Annotated in this window: 20 protein-coding genes and 1 tRNA gene; 19 read left to right on the forward strand and 2 right to left on the reverse strand. The window is 67.6% G+C overall.

The window, feature by feature from the left end:
• Positions 1 to 3: 3 nt before the first annotated feature.
• Both asd and N800_RS03500 read right to left on the reverse strand, forming a co-directional pair.
• Positions 4 to 849 (reverse strand): archaetidylserine decarboxylase, encoded by an 846-nt coding sequence (asd, locus tag N800_RS03495; RefSeq protein WP_036134948.1) that lies wholly within the window; start codon positions 847 to 849, stop codon positions 4 to 6.
• The gene (locus N800_RS03500) at positions 846 to 1,493 is read right to left on the reverse strand and encodes an SCO family protein (protein ID WP_036134950.1); all 648 of its coding nucleotides are present in this window, start codon (positions 1,491 to 1,493) and stop codon (positions 846 to 848) included. Before N800_RS03500 ends, asd begins: the two co-directional genes overlap by 4 nt.
• Positions 1,494 to 1,587: 94 nt before the next feature.
• Between N800_RS03500 and prmB the strand changes: the two genes are divergently transcribed.
• The 19 genes from prmB to nuoE all read left to right on the forward strand — a co-directional run bounded on the left by prmB (position 1,588) and on the right by nuoE (position 19,114).
• Positions 1,588 to 2,517, forward strand: a complete 930-nt coding sequence (gene prmB, locus N800_RS03505; protein WP_084087155.1) for a 50S ribosomal protein L3 N(5)-glutamine methyltransferase — start codon at positions 1,588 to 1,590, stop codon at positions 2,515 to 2,517.
• Between the two features lie 66 nt (positions 2,518 to 2,583).
• A complete protein-coding gene (gene aroC, locus N800_RS03510; RefSeq protein ID WP_052107875.1) occupies positions 2,584 to 3,738 on the forward strand; it encodes a chorismate synthase in 1,155 nt (384 codons plus the stop codon).
• Positions 3,739 to 3,900: 162 nt separating this feature from the next.
• Positions 3,901 to 4,917, forward strand: coding sequence for an aspartate-semialdehyde dehydrogenase (locus N800_RS03515; RefSeq protein ID WP_036134951.1), 1,017 nt, complete (start codon positions 3,901 to 3,903; stop codon positions 4,915 to 4,917).
• 73 nt (positions 4,918 to 4,990) lie between these two features.
• Positions 4,991 to 6,778, forward strand: a complete 1,788-nt coding sequence (locus N800_RS03520) for a FimV/HubP family polar landmark protein (protein ID WP_052107876.1) — start codon at positions 4,991 to 4,993, stop codon at positions 6,776 to 6,778.
• 32 nt (positions 6,779 to 6,810) lie between these two features.
• Positions 6,811 to 7,611, forward strand: coding sequence for a tRNA pseudouridine(38-40) synthase TruA (truA, locus tag N800_RS03525; RefSeq protein WP_036135134.1), 801 nt, complete (start codon positions 6,811 to 6,813; stop codon positions 7,609 to 7,611).
• Positions 7,608 to 8,303, forward strand: coding sequence for a phosphoribosylanthranilate isomerase (locus N800_RS03530; RefSeq protein ID WP_156962861.1), 696 nt, complete (start codon positions 7,608 to 7,610; stop codon positions 8,301 to 8,303). The genes truA and N800_RS03530 overlap by 4 nt, the downstream gene beginning before the upstream one ends.
• Positions 8,304 to 8,506: 203 nt before the next feature.
• Complete coding sequence (gene trpB, locus N800_RS03535; RefSeq protein WP_052107878.1) at positions 8,507 to 9,745, forward strand: tryptophan synthase subunit beta; 1,239 nt, start codon at positions 8,507 to 8,509, stop codon at positions 9,743 to 9,745.
• Positions 9,742 to 10,548, forward strand: a complete 807-nt coding sequence (trpA, locus tag N800_RS03540; RefSeq protein ID WP_036134952.1) for a tryptophan synthase subunit alpha — start codon at positions 9,742 to 9,744, stop codon at positions 10,546 to 10,548. The genes trpB and trpA overlap by 4 nt, the downstream gene beginning before the upstream one ends.
• Positions 10,549 to 10,696: 148 nt before the next feature.
• Entirely contained in the window at positions 10,697 to 11,590 is an 894-nt protein-coding gene (gene accD / locus N800_RS03545; protein ID WP_036134953.1) for an acetyl-CoA carboxylase, carboxyltransferase subunit beta, read from the forward strand.
• Positions 11,587 to 12,957 carry a phosphoglucosamine mutase gene (glmM, locus tag N800_RS03550; protein ID WP_036134954.1) on the forward strand — a complete coding sequence of 457 codons (1,371 nt, stop codon included), beginning with the start codon at positions 11,587 to 11,589 and terminating at the stop codon, positions 12,955 to 12,957. Before accD ends, glmM begins: the two co-directional genes overlap by 4 nt.
• 63 nt (positions 12,958 to 13,020) lie before the next feature.
• Positions 13,021 to 13,962 carry an isopenicillin N synthase family dioxygenase gene (locus tag N800_RS03555; protein WP_036134955.1) on the forward strand — a complete coding sequence of 314 codons (942 nt, stop codon included), beginning with the start codon at positions 13,021 to 13,023 and terminating at the stop codon, positions 13,960 to 13,962.
• Positions 13,963 to 14,072: 110 nt separating this feature from the next.
• Positions 14,073 to 14,819, forward strand: coding sequence for a triose-phosphate isomerase (gene tpiA, locus N800_RS03560; RefSeq protein ID WP_036134956.1), 747 nt, complete (start codon positions 14,073 to 14,075; stop codon positions 14,817 to 14,819).
• A gap of 21 nt (positions 14,820 to 14,840) precedes the next feature.
• A complete protein-coding gene (secG, locus tag N800_RS03565; protein WP_036134957.1) occupies positions 14,841 to 15,293 on the forward strand; it encodes a preprotein translocase subunit SecG in 453 nt (150 codons plus the stop codon).
• Between the two features lie 125 nt (positions 15,294 to 15,418).
• A tRNA-Leu gene (locus N800_RS03570) sits at positions 15,419 to 15,503 on the forward strand.
• A gap of 95 nt (positions 15,504 to 15,598) precedes the next feature.
• Positions 15,599 to 15,955, forward strand: a complete 357-nt coding sequence (locus N800_RS03575; RefSeq protein WP_036134958.1) for an NADH-quinone oxidoreductase subunit A — start codon at positions 15,599 to 15,601, stop codon at positions 15,953 to 15,955.
• The gene (locus N800_RS03580) at positions 15,946 to 16,518 is read left to right on the forward strand and encodes a NuoB/complex I 20 kDa subunit family protein (RefSeq protein ID WP_036134959.1); all 573 of its coding nucleotides are present in this window, start codon (positions 15,946 to 15,948) and stop codon (positions 16,516 to 16,518) included. Before N800_RS03575 ends, N800_RS03580 begins: the two co-directional genes overlap by 10 nt.
• 1 nt (position 16,519) lies before the next feature.
• On the forward strand, positions 16,520 to 17,266 hold the full coding sequence (locus N800_RS03585; protein ID WP_425476492.1) for an NADH-quinone oxidoreductase subunit C: 747 nt from the start codon (positions 16,520 to 16,522) through the stop codon (positions 17,264 to 17,266).
• A 62-nt stretch (positions 17,267 to 17,328) separates the two neighbouring features.
• Positions 17,329 to 18,558 carry an NADH-quinone oxidoreductase subunit D gene (locus tag N800_RS03590; RefSeq protein WP_232227536.1) on the forward strand — a complete coding sequence of 410 codons (1,230 nt, stop codon included), beginning with the start codon at positions 17,329 to 17,331 and terminating at the stop codon, positions 18,556 to 18,558.
• A 28-nt stretch (positions 18,559 to 18,586) separates the two neighbouring features.
• A complete protein-coding gene (gene nuoE / locus N800_RS03595; protein WP_036134965.1) occupies positions 18,587 to 19,114 on the forward strand; it encodes an NADH-quinone oxidoreductase subunit NuoE in 528 nt (175 codons plus the stop codon).
• Positions 19,115 to 19,125: the final 11 nt, after the last annotated feature.

The raw sequence follows: 19,125 nt of genomic DNA on the forward strand, positions 1-19,125 counted from the left end.
TCGTCAGCCCTCGAGCGTGGCCAGCCGCTCGCCCAGGCGCACCGGCGTCTCGGCACCGAGCTGGCCCGCAAGCGCCGCCACGCCGGGCGGCAGCAGCACGATCACCGTCGAGCCGTAGTTGAAACGCGCCATCTCGGCGAAGCGTTCCAGGGTGATGTTGGCGCCGCGGTAATCCTTGGTGGTCACCGTGTCGCCGTAATGCGGAATCTCCACGCCTCCCCACACCGTTTCCACGCCCGAGACCAGCAGCGCGCCCACCATCACCAGCGCCATCGGCCCGAAGTCGGTGTCGAAGTGGCACACCAGCCGCTCGTTGCGCGCAAACAGCCCCGGTACATTGCGCACCGCCGCTGGCCCGACGCTGAAGAGGCGGCCCGGCACGTGCACCGTCTCGCGCAGGCGGCCCGCCCACGGCATGTGCACGCGATGGTAGTCCTTGGGCGACAGGTACACGGTGGCGAACACGCCATTGTTGAACGGCATCGCCGCGTCGGCATCGCCCAGCAGCTCCGCCGCGGTGAACGACTGCCCCTTCGCCTGGAAGATGCGCCCGTCCTGGATGGGGCCGCACTGGCTGATGCGGCCGTCCGCAGGCATCAACAGCGCGCGCGGGTCCGGGTCGGCCACGCGTGCCCCGGGCTTGAGGGCGCGGGTGAAGAACGCGTTGAACGTCGGGTACGCGGTCGGGTCTGGCTCCGCGGCCTCGGCCAGGTTGACGCCAAACTTGCGCGTCACCGTGTCGATCAGCCACTGCTTCACCCACGGTGTGTGCGAATAGGCCAGTGCGCGCGCCATCGAGGACAGCGCGCGGTGGGGCAGGGCGTAGGTCAGGGCAGTGACGAGGCTCATGGGGCGGTGGCTCGGGTCAACAAGGTCAGGTCGGAGGCGATGGCCTTGGCATCCAGCGGCGGCTGTACCACGCCGCTCATGCGGCCTTGCGGGTCCAGGACGGCCAGCGTGGCGCTGTGATCCATCGTGTACTGGTCAGCGGGCGCGCCTTCGGCGGCCGGTACCTTGGCGAACACGAGGCTCAACGACCTGGTGAAGGCCTCCAGCGCGGGGATGTCAGCCGTGGCCGCCAGCGTGTCGCGGTGGAAAGCGTGGGCGTATTCGCCGATGTGGTCGGGTGTATCGCGCTCCGGGTCCACCGAGACGAACAGCACTCGCGGGCGCTGCGTGTCCGGGATCGACTCCCACTGCTTCTGCGCGCCGGCCAGCGTGGCCAGTGTGGTCGGGCAGACGTCCGGGCAGTGCGTGAAGCCCAGGAATACCAACGTCCAGTGTCCCTTGAGTTCTCCGGGAACCAGTGGCGTGCCATCGGACTGGCGCAGGGAGAATGGCGGCAGTTCTCGTGCCGGCTGGAACAGCCGCACGGCCTGGGTCTGTGGCAGGGGGTTGGAGGGTGCCGGGCTGAAGGCATGGCGCGAGGCCAGCAGTCCCAGGCCGGCGGCCAACGCGACAACGATAATGAGGAGCGTGGTGCGGTTGAACATTGCGGTTCCAGCGACGGGTGCCGGGGCATGATACCGGGGTCGGGCCGCCCCCCGGCTATAATGGCCGACTGCCCGCCAGTCCCCGGATCCGACCGTGCCCGCCGAAACCCCCACCTTCGAGCAGCTGACCATCATCGACCTGATCCGCCACGGCGGCAGCCGCTTCGCCGCGGCCGGGCTGACGTTTGGCCACAGCTTCGACAACGCCCTCGACGAGGCCACCCAACTGGTGCTGCACGCGCTGCACATGCCGCACGACCTGAGCCCGGTCTACGGCAACTCGCGGGTGACCACGGAAGAAAAGGAAAAGGTGCTGGCGCTGTTCGACCGCCGCGTCAACGAACGCATTCCGGCCTGCTACCTGACCGGCGAGGCCTGGTTCGCCGGCCTGAGCTTCAAGTCCGATCCACGCGCACTGGTGCCGCGCAGCCCGATCGCCGAGCTGATCGAAGCCGGCTTCGAACCGTGGCTGGGCGGCCGCGAAGTACACCGCGCGCTGGACCTGTGCACCGGCTCGGGCTGCATCGCGATCGCCACGGGCCATTACCACCCGGATTGGGAAGTGCATGGCGTGGACATCAGCGACGACGCGCTGGCGCTGTCGGCCGAGAACAAGGCCCGCCTGCACGCCGACAATGTCACCTTCATCAAGTCTGACCTGTTCAACGGGCTGAACGGCGAGGTCTATGACCTGATCGTGACCAACCCGCCGTACGTGACCAACGACGAAACCGACGCGCTGCCCGCCGAGTATGCCCATGAGCCTGAGCTGGGCCTGCGCGCCGGCGACGACGGCCTGGACCTGGCGTTGAAGATCATGCGCGACGCCCCCGAGCACCTGAGCGAGCACGGCCTGCTGATCTGCGAGGTGGGCGAGGCCGAGCGCGCGCTGGTCAAGCTGCTGCCGGAAGTGCCGATGGCGTGGGTGGAGTTCAAGGTCGGGCAGATGGGGATCTTCGTGGTCGAGCGCCAGGACCTGGTCGAGCACCACGCGAAGATCAAGGCGCTGGCCGACGCGCGCTGAGGCCCGTTGCAGCGGCAACCGCTTCGGATTGCTAAAGTCGCTTCTTCTGGTCGAGACCCCTCCCCCGTGTCGAGCAACACCTTCGGCAAGCTGCTCTCCGTCACCACCTTTGGCGAAAGCCACGGGCCGGCGATCGGCTGCGTGATCGATGGGTGCCCACCGGGCATCGCCATCGCGCCGGAGGACTTCCGCCACGACCTGGCGCGGCGTGCCACCGGGCGCACTCGCCACACCTCGCAGCGGCACGAGGCCGATGAGGTCGAAATCCTCAGCGGCGTGTACGAGGGCGTCACCACCGGCACCCCCATCGCGCTGCTGATCCGCAACACCGACCAGCGCAGCAAGGACTACGCCAACATCGCGGCCCAGTTCCGCCCGGGTCACGCCGATTACACCTACTGGCAGAAGTACGGCATCCGCGACCCGCGTGGTGGCGGTCGCTCCTCGGCGCGCGAGACCACCATGCGCGTGGCAGCCGGCGTGATCGCCAAGAAGTGGCTGGCCGAGCGCCATGGCGTGCGCATCCAGGGCTGGCTGTCGCAGATCGGCGACATCACCCCGCATGGCTCGGACCTGTCGGTGGTGGAGGACAACCCGTTCTTCTGGCCAGATCCGCGCCAGCTGACCGAGCTGGAGCTGTACATGGACGCGCTGCGCAAGTCCGGCGATTCGGTCGGTGCGCGCGTGGATGTCATCGCCGAAGGCCTGCCGCCCGGCTGGGGCGAACCCATCTACGGCAAGCTGGACGGCGAGCTCGCCGCGGCGCTCATGAGCATCAATGCGGTCAAGGGCGTGGAGATCGGCGACGGGTTCGCGTCCGTGGCGCAGAAGGGCAGCCAGCATCGCGACCATATCGGTCCGGCCGGCTTCGCCAGCAACCATGCAGGCGGCATCCTCGGCGGCATCAGCACCGGCCAGCCGCTGCATTGCTCCGTCGCATTCAAACCCACCTCCAGCCTGCGCCTGCCGGTCGACAGCCTGGACGTGAACGGCAACGTGGTCGAGGTGGTGACCACCGGCCGCCACGATCCCTGCGTGGGCATCCGTGCCACGCCTATCTGCGAGGCGATGGTCGCGCTGGTGCTGATGGACCAGGCGCTGCGCCATCGCGCGCAATGCGGCGACGTGGGCGAAATGGCGCCGCGCGTGCCGGGTGGCAATTCGGCGCAGGGCCTGCTGTCCCCGGCCGGAAAAGGCGGCACCTCCGCCGGCAAACGGTAGCGGCCAGTTGCCAGGCGCCTCCGCCCTTGGGCCCGGAGCGCGACCGTTCCAACTGCGCCGCTTGACGTTCCACTGGCCCCCTCCTTTCCAAGGGTGGCGATGGCGCACAATCGACGATCGAGCGCTGCTGCCCGCACACGACTTACAAGGACACGCAACACCATGAGCAAGACCGCGAACGTAGCCGTCGTTGGCGCCACCGGCGCCGTGGGCGAGACCATGCTGGCCATCCTGGCCGAGCGCAAGTTCCCCATCGACAAGCTGCACGTGCTGGCCAGCGAGCGCTCGGCCGGCGGCACCGTCGAGTTCCGGGGCCGCGAGATCACCGTCCAGGACCTTGCGACCTTCGACCCCACCGGCGTCGACATCGCCCTGTTTTCCGCCGGCGGCAGCGTCTCGAAGGAGTACGCGCCCAAGTTCGCCGCCGCGGGTGCGGTGGTGATCGACAACTCCTCGGCCTTCCGCTACGACGACGACGTGCCGCTGGTGGTGTCGGAGGTCAATCCGGAGCAGGTGAAGAACCGCCCGCGCGGCATCATCGCCAACCCGAACTGCTCGACCATGCAGATGCTGGTGGCGCTGGCACCGATCCACCGCAAGGCCGGCATTACCCGCATCAACGTGGCCACCTACCAGTCGGTGTCCGGCGCGGGCCGCTCGGCGCTGGAGGAACTGGGGCGCCAGACCGGCGCGTTGCTCAACTTCCAGGACCCGGATCCGAAGCGCTTCCCGGTGCAGATCGCGTTCAACCTGATCCCGCACATCGATGACTTCCTCGACAACGGCTATACCAAGGAGGAGATGAAGCTGGTCTGGGAGACCCGCAAGATCCTCGGCGACGACAGCATCCAGGTGAACCCCACCGCGGTGCGCGTGCCGGTGTTCTACGGCCACTCCGAAGCGGTCAACGTCGAGACCAGCCAGAAGCTGTCGGTCGCCGAGGTCAAGGCACTGCTGGAAGCCGCGCCGGGCGTGGAAGTGGTGGACGAGCCCAAGGCCGGCGGTTACCCGACCCCGGTGACCCACGCGTCCGGCACCGACCCGGTGTACGTCGGCCGCATCCGCGAGGACTTCTCGCACCCCAACGCCATCAACCTGTGGATCGTGTCCGACAACATCCGCAAGGGCGCCGCCCTGAATGCCGTCCAGCTGGCTGAACTGGTGTTGCAGGAAGGCTGATCCGCGACGGTTTACATTGCGTGACCCTCCCGCGGCGGCTAGAGTCCCCGCGAGGAGAACCGGGGGATTGGATGTGAAGCCACTCGCGCAGAAGTCACTGCGGGTTGCACTGGCGTTGTCGCTGGCCATGGCCAGCGGCGCGGCGGCAGCGCTTGGGTTGGGCCAGATCGAGCTCAAGTCCAAGCTGGGCCAGCCGCTGGTGGCCGAGATCCCGATCATTTCCAGTGACCCGGCCGAGTTGGAGCAGCTCCAGGCCGGGCTGCCATCGCCGGATACGTTTGCGCGCATCGGGCTGCAGCTGCCCGATGAGTTTGTCTCCAGCCTGCAGTTCACACCCGCCGTGGACGCGGCGGGTCGCCCGGTCATCCGGGTCACCAGCGAGGCCCCGGTCACCGATCCGTTACTGACCTTTCTCGTGGAAGTCGACTGGGGGCAGGGGCGCCTCGTGCGTGAGTATTCCGCGCTGGTCGACGCCCCGCGCACCGTCTCTGCGCCGGTGCAGCCCGCCATCGAGGAAGCCACGGTGGGCCCGGCCAACACCATCGAGCGCGAGCCGGTGGTGGCCAGCAAACCCCCGCCGGAGGCCCCGGCCGCGGAGGTCTCGGCGGCGGCCAACCCAGCGGAAGCGAAGCCCTCTGCGGATGACACCTCCATTGCCGCGTCTCCAGAGCCCGCGCCCACCCCCGCACCCGCACCCGTGGCGACTTCCGCTCCTGCTCCGGCTGCCGTGGCACGCGTGGGCAGCGAGTACGGGCCAGTGAAGGCCGGCGACTCGTTGTCTCGCATCGCCACCCAAGTGGGCGACGGCTCCGGGCAGAGTCTGAACCAGACCATGATCGCGTTGCTGCGCGCCAATCCCGATGCGTTCATCAGCGGCAACATCAACCGGCTGAAGCAGGGCGTCGTGCTGCGCTTGCAGGCGGGCGATGTAGCGGCGGTCGATGCCGCGGAAGCGACGGCCCTGGTGCAAGCCCAGACGCAGACGTGGCGGGCCGAAACGCGCCGTGCCGTGCAGCAGCCGACGGCCGCGGAAGGCCGCGACGCCACGGCGCCCGTGGCGGCCGAAGCCTCCCGACCCGCGGGCCGTCGCACGGCCGACGCCCGTCTCGAAATCGTTCCCCCCGGCGCCAGCAATGCCCAGCGCGCGGGTACTCAGTCCGGTATCCAGGCCGGTGGCGAGGGTGAAATGCTGCGACAGGAACTGCAACAGACCAAGGAAACGCTGGCCGCCCGCGAGGCCGAAGCGGCCGAGATGAAGGCGCGCATCGACGAACTCGAGAAGCTGCAGGCGCAACAGCAGCAGCTGATCTCGATGAAGGACAGCGAGCTGGCGGCGGCACAGAAGCGCCTGGCCGATTCCAACAAGGCCGAAGCAAAGCAGCAGGCGGCAACCGATGCGGGCATGGGCCCCGCCCCTTGGCTGCTGGGCGGTGCGGCGCTGCTGTTGGCAGGTCTGGCCGGCTGGTGGCTCAACCGGCGACGTGGCAATGCCATGGCGACATCGTTCCGCGAAACCGTTTCCACGCCCAAGGGGCCGTCACTCGCAGACGCCTTCGGTGCCAGTGGGCCGCTGCACCGGGAGCCGGCCGCGGCTCCGGCCGTGCCTCCGGCGTCGGCGGTTGCCCCGTCGCGGCGCGAGCCGGCATGGCACAAGCCGGCCGCAGGCGCTGCCCCCCGTGCAGAAGTCGTGGCCGTGGCAACACCGGCGGTGGTTGGCGGTGCCGAGCGCCTCGAGCTGGCGCGTGCCTACATCGACCTGGGTGACCAGGAAAGCGCCCGCAACTTGCTTGCCGAGGTACTGGCCGACAGCGACGCCGCCGTCCGTGAACGCGCGGAGCGCATGTTGCGGGAGCTGGGCTGACGGTGGTGGACGAAGCACCGGCGACGGAGGCCATGCCGCTCCGTCGCTACGCAATGGCCATCGAATACGATGGTGGTGAATTCTCCGGTTGGCAGCGGTTGACCAAGCACGGCGAGCCCGACCGCGAGGGTGCGCCGACACTGCAAGGTGCGGTTGAGGACGCCCTGGGTTTCGTGGCGGGGCGCCCCACCGAAGTCGTCTGCGCCGGACGTACCGATGCCGGCGTCCATGCGTCGATGCAGGTGGTTCATTTCGATGGCCCCGCCAACCGCGATCCGCGCGGCTGGGTGCTGGGCGCCACCAGTCAACTGCCTCCGGCCATCTGCGCGCGTTGGTGCGTACCTGTTGCGGACGATTTCCATGCGCGCTTCTCCGCGCGCGCGCGGCGATACCGTTACAGCATCCTCAACCGCCCGGTGCGCCCGGCGCTGCGACGTCAATACCTGTCATGGGAGCGTCGCCCGCTGGACGCGGACGCCATGCACCGTGCGGCACAGGCGCTGCTGGGCGAGAACGATTTCTCCGCCTTCCGCACCGTGCACTGCCAGGCCCCGCACGCGCGACGCGAGTTGCAGTTCATTTCGGTCACGCGCAGCGGTGACATCGTCGACGTGGAAGTGCAGGCCAATGCGTTCCTGCACCACATGGTCCGCAACATCGTTGGCAGCCTGTTGCCGGTCGGACGGGGCGAACGTCCGGAGGCCTGGATCGGCCAACTGCTGGCGGGGCGGGACCGCACCGTGGCCGGGCCCACCGCGCCCTCGGCAGGCCTGGTGTTCCTGGGCCCCCGCTATCCGGCCGAATGCGGTTTGCCTGCCGAGGTCACGCTGTGACCGCCGCGCTGCGCCGCACCCGGATCAAGTTCTGCGGCATGACCCGCGCCGACGACATTCGCGCGGCGGCGGACTTGGGCGTGGATGCAGTCGGCCTGGTGTTTGCCCAGCGCAGCCGGCGGCGCGTTTCGCTCGACCAGGCGGCCGTGTTGCGCGAGGCGATCCCGCCGCTGGTCGACGTGGTGGCGTTGTTCATGGACAACCCCGCCGACGAAGTGCGCGGGGTCATCGCCCGGTTTCGTCCCAGCCTGCTGCAGTTCCACGGCAGCGAATCCGCGGCGTTCTGCGAGCAGTTTGGCTGGCCCTACCTGAAAGCGGTGGGGATGGCCGGGCAGGATACGGCCGACGTGGTGGCGCAGATCGACGCGCATCCGCGCGCGGTCGGCTTCCTCCTCGACAGCCACGCGCCGGGCGCCGTCGGCGGCACCGGTGAACGCTTCGATTGGGGGCACATTCCTTCAGTTGAAGGTCGCCCGCTGCTGCTGGCCGGCGGCCTGACCCCGGACAACGTCGGCGAGGCGATTCGCGCCAGCCGTGTCTGGGGCGTGGACGTGTCCAGCGGCATAGAATCGGCCCCGGGGTCGAAGGACGCCGGGCTGATGCGGCGTTTTGTCGTGGCCGTGCGTGCGGCGGATATCGACGATGGTCTGCCACCCATGGGCGGCGCAGCCCCGCACGATGGGGTACGCTAGCTCCACGCCATGAAGACGTCGAATCGCCCCTCCGCTCCCTTCGGTCGCTCGCTGCGCCGATGGCGTCGCGTGCCTGCGGCGGCGGTGCGATAACGCACCACGCCCCTGGCGCCTGCCGAGTGCCGGCGCACCGAACCCCCTTGCCTTGCCCGCGCAGCCGGCCCAGCCGCCGCGTTGCGCGTCCCGGTTCCGGAGATTCACGCGTGAACAACCGAACACCCCAAGCCGCGCCTGCTGCGGCCATCGATTTCCATGCCTACCCGGATGCCAATGGCCATTTCGGCCGTTTTGGTGGCCGTTTCGTCGCCGAGACGCTGATCGGCCCGTTGCAGGAGCTGGCCACCGCCTACGACGCCGCGCGTGTCGATCCGGCCTTCATCGCGGCCTTCGAGAACGACCTCGCGCACTACGTCGGTCGCCCCAGCCCCATCTACTACGCCGAGCGCCTCAGCCGCGAAAACGGCGGCGCGCGCATCCTGCTCAAGCGCGAGGACCTGAACCACACCGGCGCGCACAAGATCAACAACACCATCGGCCAGGCGCTGCTCGCCAGCCGCATGGGCAAGACGCGCATCATCGCCGAGACCGGTGCCGGCCAGCACGGCGTGGCCAGTGCCACCGTCGCCGCGCGCCTGGGCCTGGAATGCGTGGTGTACATGGGCGCCACAGACATCGAGCGGCAGAAGATCAACGTCTACCGCATGAAGCTGCTCGGCGCGACAGTGGTGCCGGTGACCAGTGGCTCCGCCACGCTGAAGGACGCCCTGAACGAGGCGATGCGCGACTGGGTCACCAACGTGCGGGATACCTTCTACATCATCGGCACCGTCGCCGGCCCGGATCCGTACCCGCGCATGGTCCGTGACTTCAATGCCGTCGTCGGCCGCGAAGCGCGCGCGCAGATGCTGGCCGAATACGGTCGCTTGCCCGATGCCGTCACCGCCTGCGTGGGTGGCGGCAGCAACGCCATAGGCATCTTCCATGCCTTCCTCAACGACCGCGACGTGCGCCTCGTCGGCGCCGAGGCGGCGGGCGAGGGCATCGCCACCGGCCACCACGCCGCTTCGCTGGCGGCCGGTCGCCCCGGCGTACTGCACGGCAACCGCACCTACGTGCTGTGCGATGACGATGGCCAGATCATCGAGACGCACTCGGTCTCAGCGGGCCTCGACTACCCGGGCGTCGGCCCCGAGCACGCCTTCCTCAAGGACGCCGGCCGCGCCGATTACGTGGGCGTGACCGATGCCGAGGCGCTTGCCGCCTTCCAGCTGCTGACCCTGACCGAAGGCATCCTGCCCGCTCTGGAGTCCAGCCACGCCATCGCCCAGGCGCTCAAGCTCGCCCGCGAACTGCCGAAGGATGCGCTCGTGCTGTGCAACCTATCCGGCCGCGGCGACAAGGACGTGCACACCATCGCCGCGCGGGAGGGTATTTCACTGTGAGCCGCATCGACCGCAAGTTCCAGACCCTCAACGCAGATGGCCGAAAGGCGCTTATTCCGTTCATCACCGCGGGTGACCCGTCGCTGGAGGCGACCGTGCCGGTCATGCATGCGTTGGTCGAAGCCGGTGCCGACGTCATCGAGCTCGGTGTGCCGTTCTCCGATCCCATGGCTGACGGCCCCACCATCCAGCACAGCTCCGAGCGCGCCATCGCCCGCGGTGCCGGGCTGAAGTACATCTTCGATGCCGTGCGTGCATTCCGCGAGCGCGACAGCGAAACCCCGATCGTGCTGATGGGTTACCTCAACCCGGTCGAGATCCGCGGACCCGCCGCCTTCGCCAAGGCCGCCACCGACGCGGGCGTGGACGGGATCCTGCTGGTTGACCTGCCGCCCGAAGAGGCCGCCGAATTCCGCGCCGGCTTCGCCCCGGTGGGGTTGGACCTGATCCTGCTGGCGTCGCCCACCACCTCCGACGCGCGCATCGCCCAGCTCTGCGCCGAAGGCGAGGGGTACCTGTACTACGTCAGCTATGCCGGCGTGACCGGTGCCGATCACCTCGATACCGGCAGCGCCAGCGACCGCCTGCACGCCATCCGCGCGGCCAGCCAGGTGCCCGTGGTGGCCGGCTTCGGCATCAAGGATGCGGCCAGCGCCGCCGTCATGGCCCGCGAGGCAGACGGCGTGGTGGTGGGTAGCGCACTGGTGGCCGCGCTGGCGAACCAGGACTCACCGGGGGCCGCCGCGCGGGCCGCCCGGGACTTTCTGGCACCCCTGCGGGCCGCACTCGACGCAACTGCCTGATTCGCCAACCAAACCGGGTCGTACGGACAGGGCGTGACCCCGGCCCGTCGACCCCGCGATCCGGTGCGCTAAACTGACCCGCTCGCTTGGCGCCGGCTTCGGCTGGCGCTGGGGCACCCATATGCCTGAACAGGGGAATACGCAACACATGTCCTGGCTCAAGAAACTCATGCCGTCCGGCATCCGCACCGAAGCCGGTGCCAACGCCAAGCGGCGCAACGTGCCCGAGGGGCTGTGGGAAAAGTGCGACCGCTGCGGCGCCGTCCTGTACCGCCCCGAACTCGAGGAAAACCTCGAGGTCTGCCCGAAGTGCAACTTCCACATGCCCATCCGCGCCCGCGCGCGCCTGGCCTCGATCTTCGACGAGGGCACCACGCAGGAGATCGGCGCCGACCTCGGCCCGACCGACGTGCTGAAGTTCAAGGACCAGAAGAAGTATTCCGACCGCATCAAGGCCGCGCAGAAGTCCACGGGTGAGCGAGACGCCATGGTCACCCTGGAGGGCAAGCTCAAGGGCCATGACCTGGTTGCCGCTTCGTTCGACTTCGCCTACATGGGCGGCTCGATGGGCTCGGTGGTCGGCGAGCGTTTCACCCTCGGCGCCGAACGCGCGCTGGCGCTGGGCTGCCCGTTCGTGTGCTTCTCCGCCAGCGGCGGCGCGCGCATGCAGGAGAGCCTGTTCTCGCTGATGCAAATGGCCAAGACTTCCGCCGCGTTGGGTCGCCTGCGCGACGCGGGCCTGCCGTACATCTCCGTGCTAACCCACCCGACCACCGGTGGCGTGTCGGCGTCGTTCGCCATGCTGGGCGACATCAACATCGCCGAGCCCGAGGCCCTGATCGGCTTCGCCGGCCCGCGCGTGATCGAGCAGACCGTGCGCGAGAAGCTGCCCGAAGGCTTCCAGCGCTCGGAGTTCCTGCTCGACCACGGCGCCATCGACCAGATCTGCGACCGCCGTGAGCTGCGTGACCGCCTGGCCGACCTGCTGACCATGATGATGCGCCAGCCGGCACCCCAGGGCGACGCCGAGGCCGCTGCGTGAGCCGTCGCTACTTTGGTACAGATGGCATTCGCGGTCGCGTAGGCGAGGGCGTGATCTCGGCCGATTTCGTCCTCCGCCTGGGAAATGCCTACGGTCACGTCCTGCGTGCTGCTGCCGAGTCGGCGGCGGGGCCGCGCGGCTGGCGCAAGCCGGTGGTGATCATCGGCAAGGACACCCGCATCTCCAATTACATGTTCGAGGCTGCGTTGGAAGCGGGGCTTGTGGCCGCTGGCGTGGACGTGCAGCTGATGGGCCCCATGCCCACGCCGGCCGTTGCGCACCTGACCCACTCCATGCGCGCCGACGGAGGCATCGTCATCTCGGCTTCGCACAACCCGCATTTCGACAACGGCATCAAGTTCTTCTCGGCCGAGGGCGAAAAGCTTGATGACGCCACCGAGCTTGCCATCGAGAATGCCCTGGACCTGCCTTTCAGCACGGTTCCCTCTGAGCAACTGGGCAAGGCCGAGCGTACGCGTGACGCCATCGGCCGCTACGTCGAAGCGTGCAAGAACTCCGTGCCCAAGGGCTTCGACCTGGGTGGCATGCGCGTCGTCGTCGACTGCGCCAATGGCGCAGCCTACCGACTCGGTCCGCTGGTGCTGGCTGAGCTGGGGGCTCGCGTCGAGGCCATCGGGGTGGATCCGAATGGCCTCAACATCAACGCTGGCGTCGGTTCGACCCATCCGGACAACCTGGCATCGCGCGTGCGGGAAACCGGCGCAGACCTGGGCATCGCCTTCGATGGTGATGGCGATCGCGTGCTGTTCGTCGATGGCGACGGCGCGGTGCGCGATGGGGATGATCTGCTGTTCGTGCTCGCCAGCGACTGGCAGGCCACAGGGCGCTTGCGGGGGCCGGTGGTTGGCACCTTGATGACCAACTTCGGGCTGGAACAGGCGCTGGAGCACAAGGGCATCGGCTTCATCCGCGCCAAGGTCGGCGACCGTCACGTCCACCAGCAGTTGCTCGCCAACGATGGCGTGCTTGGTGGCGAGGCCTCTGGTCACATCCTGTGCCTGGATCGTGCCAGCACCGGCGACGGCATCGTCAGCGCCCTCCAGGTGCTGGAGGTGCTCAAGCGCCGTGGTATTTCGCTGCGCGAGGCCTTGTCGGGCATGGCCCGCGTCCCGCAGAAGACGGTCAACGTGCGTTACAGCCCAGGTGCTACGCGGCCCACGGAGGCTCCGGCCGTCCAGTCAGCGCTGCAGGTCGCCCAAGCGTCGGTGCAGGGTCGTGGGCGGGCGTTCCTGCGCCCCTCCGGTACTGAGCCGGTGGTCCGGGTGACGGTCGAGGCGGACGACACTGCGCTCGTCGAGGCCACACTGGAGCGCCTTGTGGCAGCCGTCCGCGACGCGGCTGCCTGATCCAGGTCAAGTCGTGCCGGCCACGCGCCGGCACACTGTTCCCACCCACTACGCTCCCTGACCATGACCCAGTCCCGTATTCCCACCCTCGACATCCGCCGTTTCGACACCGATCGCGACGCCTTCGTGGCCGAGCTGGGCGCTGCATACCGCGAATGGGGGTTTGCCGGCATTCGTGGCCATGGCATCAGCGATGAGCAGATCGCCGGCGCCTACGACGCCTTCCAGCGCTTCTTTGCGCTGCCGGAAGAGGTCAAGCGCAAGTACCACGTGCCGGGTGGCGGCGGTGCGCGTGGCTACACTCCATTTGGCGTGGAGACCGCCAAGGGTGCGCAGCATTTCGACCTCAAGGAGTTCTGGCATGTCGGGCGCGAGATCGCGCGCGACTCCAGGCATGCCGACGTCATGCCGCCCAACCTGTGGCCGGAGGAGGTCGCCGACTTCCGCGAGAAGGCCTATGGCCTGTACACCGCGCTCGACCAGTTGGGCTCGCGCGTGCTGAGCGCGCTGGCGCTGCACATTGGCCTGCCCGAGAACTACTTTGCCGACAAGACGGATTCGGGCAATTCGATCCTGCGTCCGATCCATTACCCGCCGATCACCACCCCGGACGTTCCCAACGTCCGGGCGGGCGCGCATGAGGACATCAACCTCATCACGTTGCTGGTCGGTGCCAGCGCCGAAGGCCTGGAAGTGCTGTCGCGCAAGGGTGAGTGGGTGCCGTTCACCGCCGATGCCGACACCATCGTGGTCAACATTGGCGACATGCTGCAGCGCCTGACGAACCACGTGTACCCGTCGACAACCCACCGCGTCGTCAACCCGCCGGGTGAGAAGGCGCGCCAGCCGCGCTATTCGACGCCGTTCTTCCTGCACCCCAATCCGGATTTCCTGATCGACGTGCTGCCGTCGTGCGTCACGCCCGACAACCCCAGCCGCTATCCCGAGCCGATCACGGCCCAGGGGTACCTGGAAGAGCGCCTGCGCGAGATCAAGCTCAAGTAACGGCCACGCCGGGGCAACCCGGAACGCAGGCGGGGTGGGGTAGAATGCCGCGCCCTCGCCGGGCGGAACTGCGTCCGCCGGCCAGTAATCAAGACCACAGGGAGTCGCTGATGCGCCGCAAGATCGTCGCCGGAAACTGGAAGCTGCACGGCAACCGTCAGTTCGCCTTCGAACTGCTGGATGCCATCGTGCCGGCGAAGCAGGGCGTGGAGCTGGTCATCCTGCCGCCGCTGCCCTACGTGGGCGAGCTGGCCGGGCGTTATGAAGCCAAGGGCTTGGCCTTCGGGGCCCAGGACGTCAGCATGAACGAGAAGGGCGCCTACACCGGCGAAGTCTCGGCCGCGATGCTCAAGGACGTGGGCGCCAGGTATGGCCTGGTCGGCCACTCCGAGCGCCGCCAGTACCACGGCGAGTCCAGCGAGCTGGTGGCTCGCAAGTTCTTCGCCGCCAAGGCCGGCGGCATCACCCCCATCCTGTGCATCGGCGAGACCCTGGCCGAGCGCGAGGACGGCAAGACCGAGTGGCGCCTGGAAGAACAGCTGGCTCCCATCCTTGAGCAGGGCGGGGCGGGTGCTTTCGAAGGTGCCATCATCGCGTACGAGCCGGTGTGGGCCATCGGCACCGGCAAGACCGCCACCCCGGAGCAGGCGCAGCAGGTGCACGCGTTCATCCGTAGCGAAATCGCCGCGTACGATGCTAGAATCGCTGACTCGTTGCCGATCCTGTACGGCGGCAGCGTGAAGGCCGACAACGCCGCGTCGCTGTTTTCACAGCCCGACGTCGATGGCGGCCTGGTGGGCGGGGCCTCGCTGGTCGCCGCCGACTTCAATGCCATCGCTGCTGCGGCGGCCCCCTGACGAATCGCTGGACTAACCCCGATGCTGGTGTTTCTCAACGTCATCTACGTGCTGGTCGCTGTCGCGATGATCGCGCTCATCCTGATGCAGCGTGGTGCAGGCGCGCAGGCCGGTTCCGGCTTCGGTGGCGGCGCCTCGGCCACGGTGTTCGGTGCCCGCGGCGCCTCCAACTTCCTGTCCAAGTCGACGAAGTGGCTGGCCATCGTGTTCTTCGGCATCAGCCTGTTCATGGCCTGGCAGGCGACCAAGAATGCGACCGGCGGCTCCGTCGATACGCAGGACCTGGGGTTGATGTCGCAGACGCCGGTGGCCCCGGCTGAGGCGCCGGCTCAGGGTGGTGCGGTGCCGGTTGCGCCTGCGGCGCAGTCGGTTCCAGCGGCTCCGACCTCCGCCGCTCCGGCGGCTGTTCCGGCTGCGCCGACGCCCGAGGCTGTTCCGGCTGAGCAGGCGCCTGCCACGCCCCCGAAGGGCTGAGTTCCACGTACCAAGGTTGTAGTCCGCCGGCATGGAAAAGCCGGTGGATGGTCTGTCACGACCAAGATCGAGTCAGCTACAATAAGCGGATTCGATGGCCAGGAAGGCCAGCAGTAGCAAGCAATGCCCAGGTGGCGGAATTGGTAGACGCACTACCTTGAGGTGGTAGCGACTTAGGTCGTGGGGGTTCGAGTCCCCCCTTGGGCACCAACACAACGCGGTGTGGCGCGCGCGACGGGCCGCATCAACGGCGAAGAATCGCCGAGCCAAGGCCGCAGCAGCGGCCATAGCTGAGAGAACATCGAGTGCTGGCCGAATACCTGCCGACCCTGCTGTTCATCGTCGTCGCCAGTGTCATCGGCGTCGCCCTCATCGTGGTGGGTAACACCTTGGGGCCCAAGCGTCCCACGTTGGAGAAGCTTTCTCCATACGAGTGTGGCTTCGAAGCTTTCGAAGACGCGCGCATGCAGTTCGACGTGCGCTATTACCTCATCGCCATCCAGTTCATCATCTTTGACCTGGAAATCATCTTCATCGTGCCCTGGGCCACCGTGTTCCGCGAACTCGGTGTGGTTGGCCTTGTCGAGATGGGCATCTTCGCCAGCATGCTGTTGCTTGGCTTCGTCTACGTGTGGAAGAAGGGCGCGCTCGAATGGGAGTGATCCAGACTGTCTCGGGCCTGATGCACAACCCGCTGCCGGAAGGGCGGCTGGATGACATCCTGCTCCCGGAAGCCGACAACCCGATCATGCAGCAGGGCTTCGTCACCACCAGCATGGACGCGCTGTGGAACTGGGCGCGCACCGGCTCGATGTGGCCGATGACCTTCGGTTTGGCATGCTGCGCGGTTGAGATGATGCAGGCCGGCGCGTCGCGCCTGGACCTTGACCGCTACGGGGTGGTGTTCCGCCCGTCGCCGCGCCAGTCCGACGTGATGATCGTGGCCGGTACCCTGGTCAACAAGATGGCCCCGGCGCTGCGCAAGGTCTATGACCAGATGCCCGACCCCAAGTGGGTGATCTCGATGGGCAGCTGTGCCAACGGCGGCGGCTACTACCACTATTCCTACTCCGTGGTCCGCGGCTGCGATCGCGTGGTGCCGGTGGACGTGTATGTCCCGGGCTGCCCGCCGACCGCCGAGGCGCTGGTGCACGGCATTCTCCAGTTGCAGAAGAAGATCCGCCGCGGCACCAACTTCGGTGACAACAAGCAGGGTGTGCGCTGACATGGCCGGCGTTTCCGCTTCCAACGAGACCGTGATGGACTTCGTTGCGCGCCTGCAGGCGCGCTTTGCCGATGCGGCGGTCAACGTGGCCGTGCCGCGTGGCGAAGTGACGATCGATGTCGCCGCCGATGCCTGGTTGGCCACCGCACTGGCCCTACGCGACGAATTTTTCTTCGAGCAGTGCGTGGACGTCAGCGGCGTCGACTACCTGAGCTATGGTTCGGACGAGTGGGACACCGATGTCTCCTCCGAAGGTTTCTCCCGTGGCGTCGAGGGCAAGAGCGCAGGCCGCTTCAAGTGGGGTGAGCAGCCCAACGGCGCCGCCGCCGTGCCGGAGCGTCGCTTTGCCGCGGTCGCGCACCTGCTGTCGGTGCAACACAACCGTCGCGTGCGCCTGCGCACCTTCGCCGAGAACGACGACCTGCCGGTCGTGGCCTCGTTGACCGGCGTGTGGCCGGGCACCAACTGGTTCGAGCGCGAGGCGTTCGACCTGTTCGGCATCATCTTCGAAGGCCATCCGGACCTGCGCCGCATCCTGACCGACTACGGCTTTGTCGGCTATCCGTTTCGCAAGGACTTCCCGCTGATCGGCAACGTCGAAGTCCGCTACGACGCCGACAAGAAGCGCGTGGTCTATGAACCCGTTTCCATCGAGCCGCGCGTGGGCGTGCCGCGCGTGATCCGCGACGACGCGCGTTACCAGACCGCCGTGGGCGAGGCCGCCCAGCGTGCCGAGGTGAAGAAGTGAGCGTTCCTGCTTCCAGCGTGAACACCTCGGGCCTGAAGGCTGCCGAGATCCGCAACTACACGATGAACTTCGGTCCGCAGCACCCGGCTGCGCACGGCGTGCTGCGCTTGATCCTGGAAATGGACGGCGAAGTCATCCAGCGCGCCGATCCGCACGTGGGCCTGCTGCACCGCGGCACCGAAAAGCTCGCCGAGTCCAAGCCGTTCAACCAGTCGATCGGGTACATGGATCGCCTGGACTACGTGTCGATGATGTGCAACGAGCACGCCTACGTTCGCGCGATCGAGACCCTGATGGGGATCGAGGCGCCGGAGCGCGCCCAGTACATCCGTACGATGTTCGACGAGATCACCCGCATCCTGAACCACCTGATGTGGATCGGTTCCAACGCGCTCGACCTGGGTGCGATGGCGGTGTTCCTGTACGCGTTCCGCGAGCGCGAAGAGCTGATGGACTGCTACGAAGCGGTCTCGGGTGCGCGCATGCATGCGACGTACTACCGTCCGGGCGGCGTGTACCGCGACCTGCCGGACCGCATGCCGAAGTACAAGGAGTCGCCGTGGCGCAAGGGGCAGAAACTCAACCGCTTCAACGAGTGGCGTGAAGGTTCGCTGCTGGATTACCTGGAGCGCTTCACCGAGGACTTCCCCAAGCGCGTCGACGAGTACGAGACGCTGCTGACCAACAACCGCATCTGGAAGCAGCGCACCGTCGGTATCGGTGTGGTGTCGCCGGAGCAGGCGCTGGCCTGGGGCATGACCGGAGCGATGATCCGCGGCTCCGGCATTGCCTGGGACCTGCGCAAGAAGCAGCCCTACGCCAAGTACGCCGAAGTCGATTTCGACATCCCGGTGGGCGTCAACGGCGACTGCTACGACCGTTATCTGGTGCGCGTCGCCGAGATGCGCCAGTCCAACCGCATCATCCAGCAGTGCGTGAAGTGGCTGAAGGCCAATCCGGGTCCGGTCATCGTCGACAACTTCAAGGTCGCTCCGCCGTCGCGTGAGGGCATGAAGGACGACATGGAAGGCCTGATCCACCACTTCAAGCTGTTCTCCGAGGGCTACTGCGTGCCGGCCGGCGAGACCTACGCCGCCGTCGAAGCGCCCAAGGGCGAGTTCGGCTGCTACCTGGTGTCCGACGGTGCCAACAAGCCGTTCCGCGTGAAGTTGCGCGCGCCGGGCTTCGCGCACCTGTCGTCGATGGACGAAATCGTGAAGGGCCACATGCTGGCCGACGTCGTGGCGATGATCGGTACCTACGATCTCGTGTTCGGCGAGGTCGACCGCTGATCGCGGCGGCCGTTGAGGAACTGAACCAATGAAGGCGACTGGAAATTTCGAGGCCTGTCAGAACGTCGACCCGATGGTCGTGCTGTCCGACAAGACCCGCGCGCACATCGACCACTGGCTGGCCAAGTTTCCGCCGGACCGCAAGCGTTCGGCGGTGCTGCAGGGGCTGCATGCCGCGCAGGAACAGAACGATGGCTGGCTGAGCGACGAGCTGATCGCCGCCGTGGCCAAGTACCTGGACCTGCCGCCGGTGTGGGCGTACGAAGTCGCCAGCTTCTACTCGATGTTCGAGACCCAGAAGGTCGGCCGCAACAACGTCGCCTTCTGCACCAACATCAGCTGCTGGCTCAATGGCGCCGAGGACCTGGTCAAGCATGCCGAGCAGAAGCTGGGCTGCAAGCTGGGCGAATCCACCGCCGACGGCCGCGTCTACCTCAAGCGCGAGGAAGAGTGCGTGGCCGCCTGCTGCGGCGCGCCGGTCGTCGTGATCAACGGTCATTACCACGAGAAGCTGGACACCGCGAAGGTGGACGAGCTGCTCGACGGGCTGAAGTGAGGCAGGGACAG

This window comes from Lysobacter daejeonensis GH1-9, assembly GCF_000768355.1.
Lineage (GTDB): Bacteria > Pseudomonadota > Gammaproteobacteria > Xanthomonadales > Xanthomonadaceae > Aerolutibacter > Aerolutibacter daejeonensis.

What these genes read in the sequence shown, in the direction of transcription:
- asd (WP_036134948.1), bottom strand. Translation starts at nt 849, where the DNA reads ATGAGCCTCGTCACTGCCCTGACCTACGCCCTGCCCCACCGCGCGCTG.
- N800_RS03500 (WP_036134950.1), bottom strand. Translation starts at nt 1,493, where the DNA reads ATGTTCAACCGCACCACGCTCCTCATTATCGTTGTCGCGTTGGCCGCC.
- N800_RS03515 (WP_036134951.1), top strand. Translation starts at nt 3,901, where the DNA reads ATGAGCAAGACCGCGAACGTAGCCGTCGTTGGCGCCACCGGCGCCGTG.
- truA (WP_036135134.1), top strand. Translation starts at nt 6,811, where the DNA reads ATGCCGCTCCGTCGCTACGCAATGGCCATCGAATACGATGGTGGTGAA.
- accD (WP_036134953.1), top strand. Translation starts at nt 10,697, where the DNA reads ATGTCCTGGCTCAAGAAACTCATGCCGTCCGGCATCCGCACCGAAGCC.
- N800_RS03555 (WP_036134955.1), top strand. Translation starts at nt 13,021, where the DNA reads ATGACCCAGTCCCGTATTCCCACCCTCGACATCCGCCGTTTCGACACC.
- tpiA (WP_036134956.1), top strand. Translation starts at nt 14,073, where the DNA reads ATGCGCCGCAAGATCGTCGCCGGAAACTGGAAGCTGCACGGCAACCGT.
- secG (WP_036134957.1), top strand. Translation starts at nt 14,841, where the DNA reads ATGCTGGTGTTTCTCAACGTCATCTACGTGCTGGTCGCTGTCGCGATG.
- N800_RS03580 (WP_036134959.1), top strand. Translation starts at nt 15,946, where the DNA reads ATGGGAGTGATCCAGACTGTCTCGGGCCTGATGCACAACCCGCTGCCG.
- N800_RS03585 (WP_425476492.1), top strand. Translation starts at nt 16,520, where the DNA reads ATGGCCGGCGTTTCCGCTTCCAACGAGACCGTGATGGACTTCGTTGCG.
- N800_RS03590 (WP_232227536.1), top strand. Translation starts at nt 17,329, where the DNA reads ATGAACTTCGGTCCGCAGCACCCGGCTGCGCACGGCGTGCTGCGCTTG.
- nuoE (WP_036134965.1), top strand. Translation starts at nt 18,587, where the DNA reads ATGAAGGCGACTGGAAATTTCGAGGCCTGTCAGAACGTCGACCCGATG.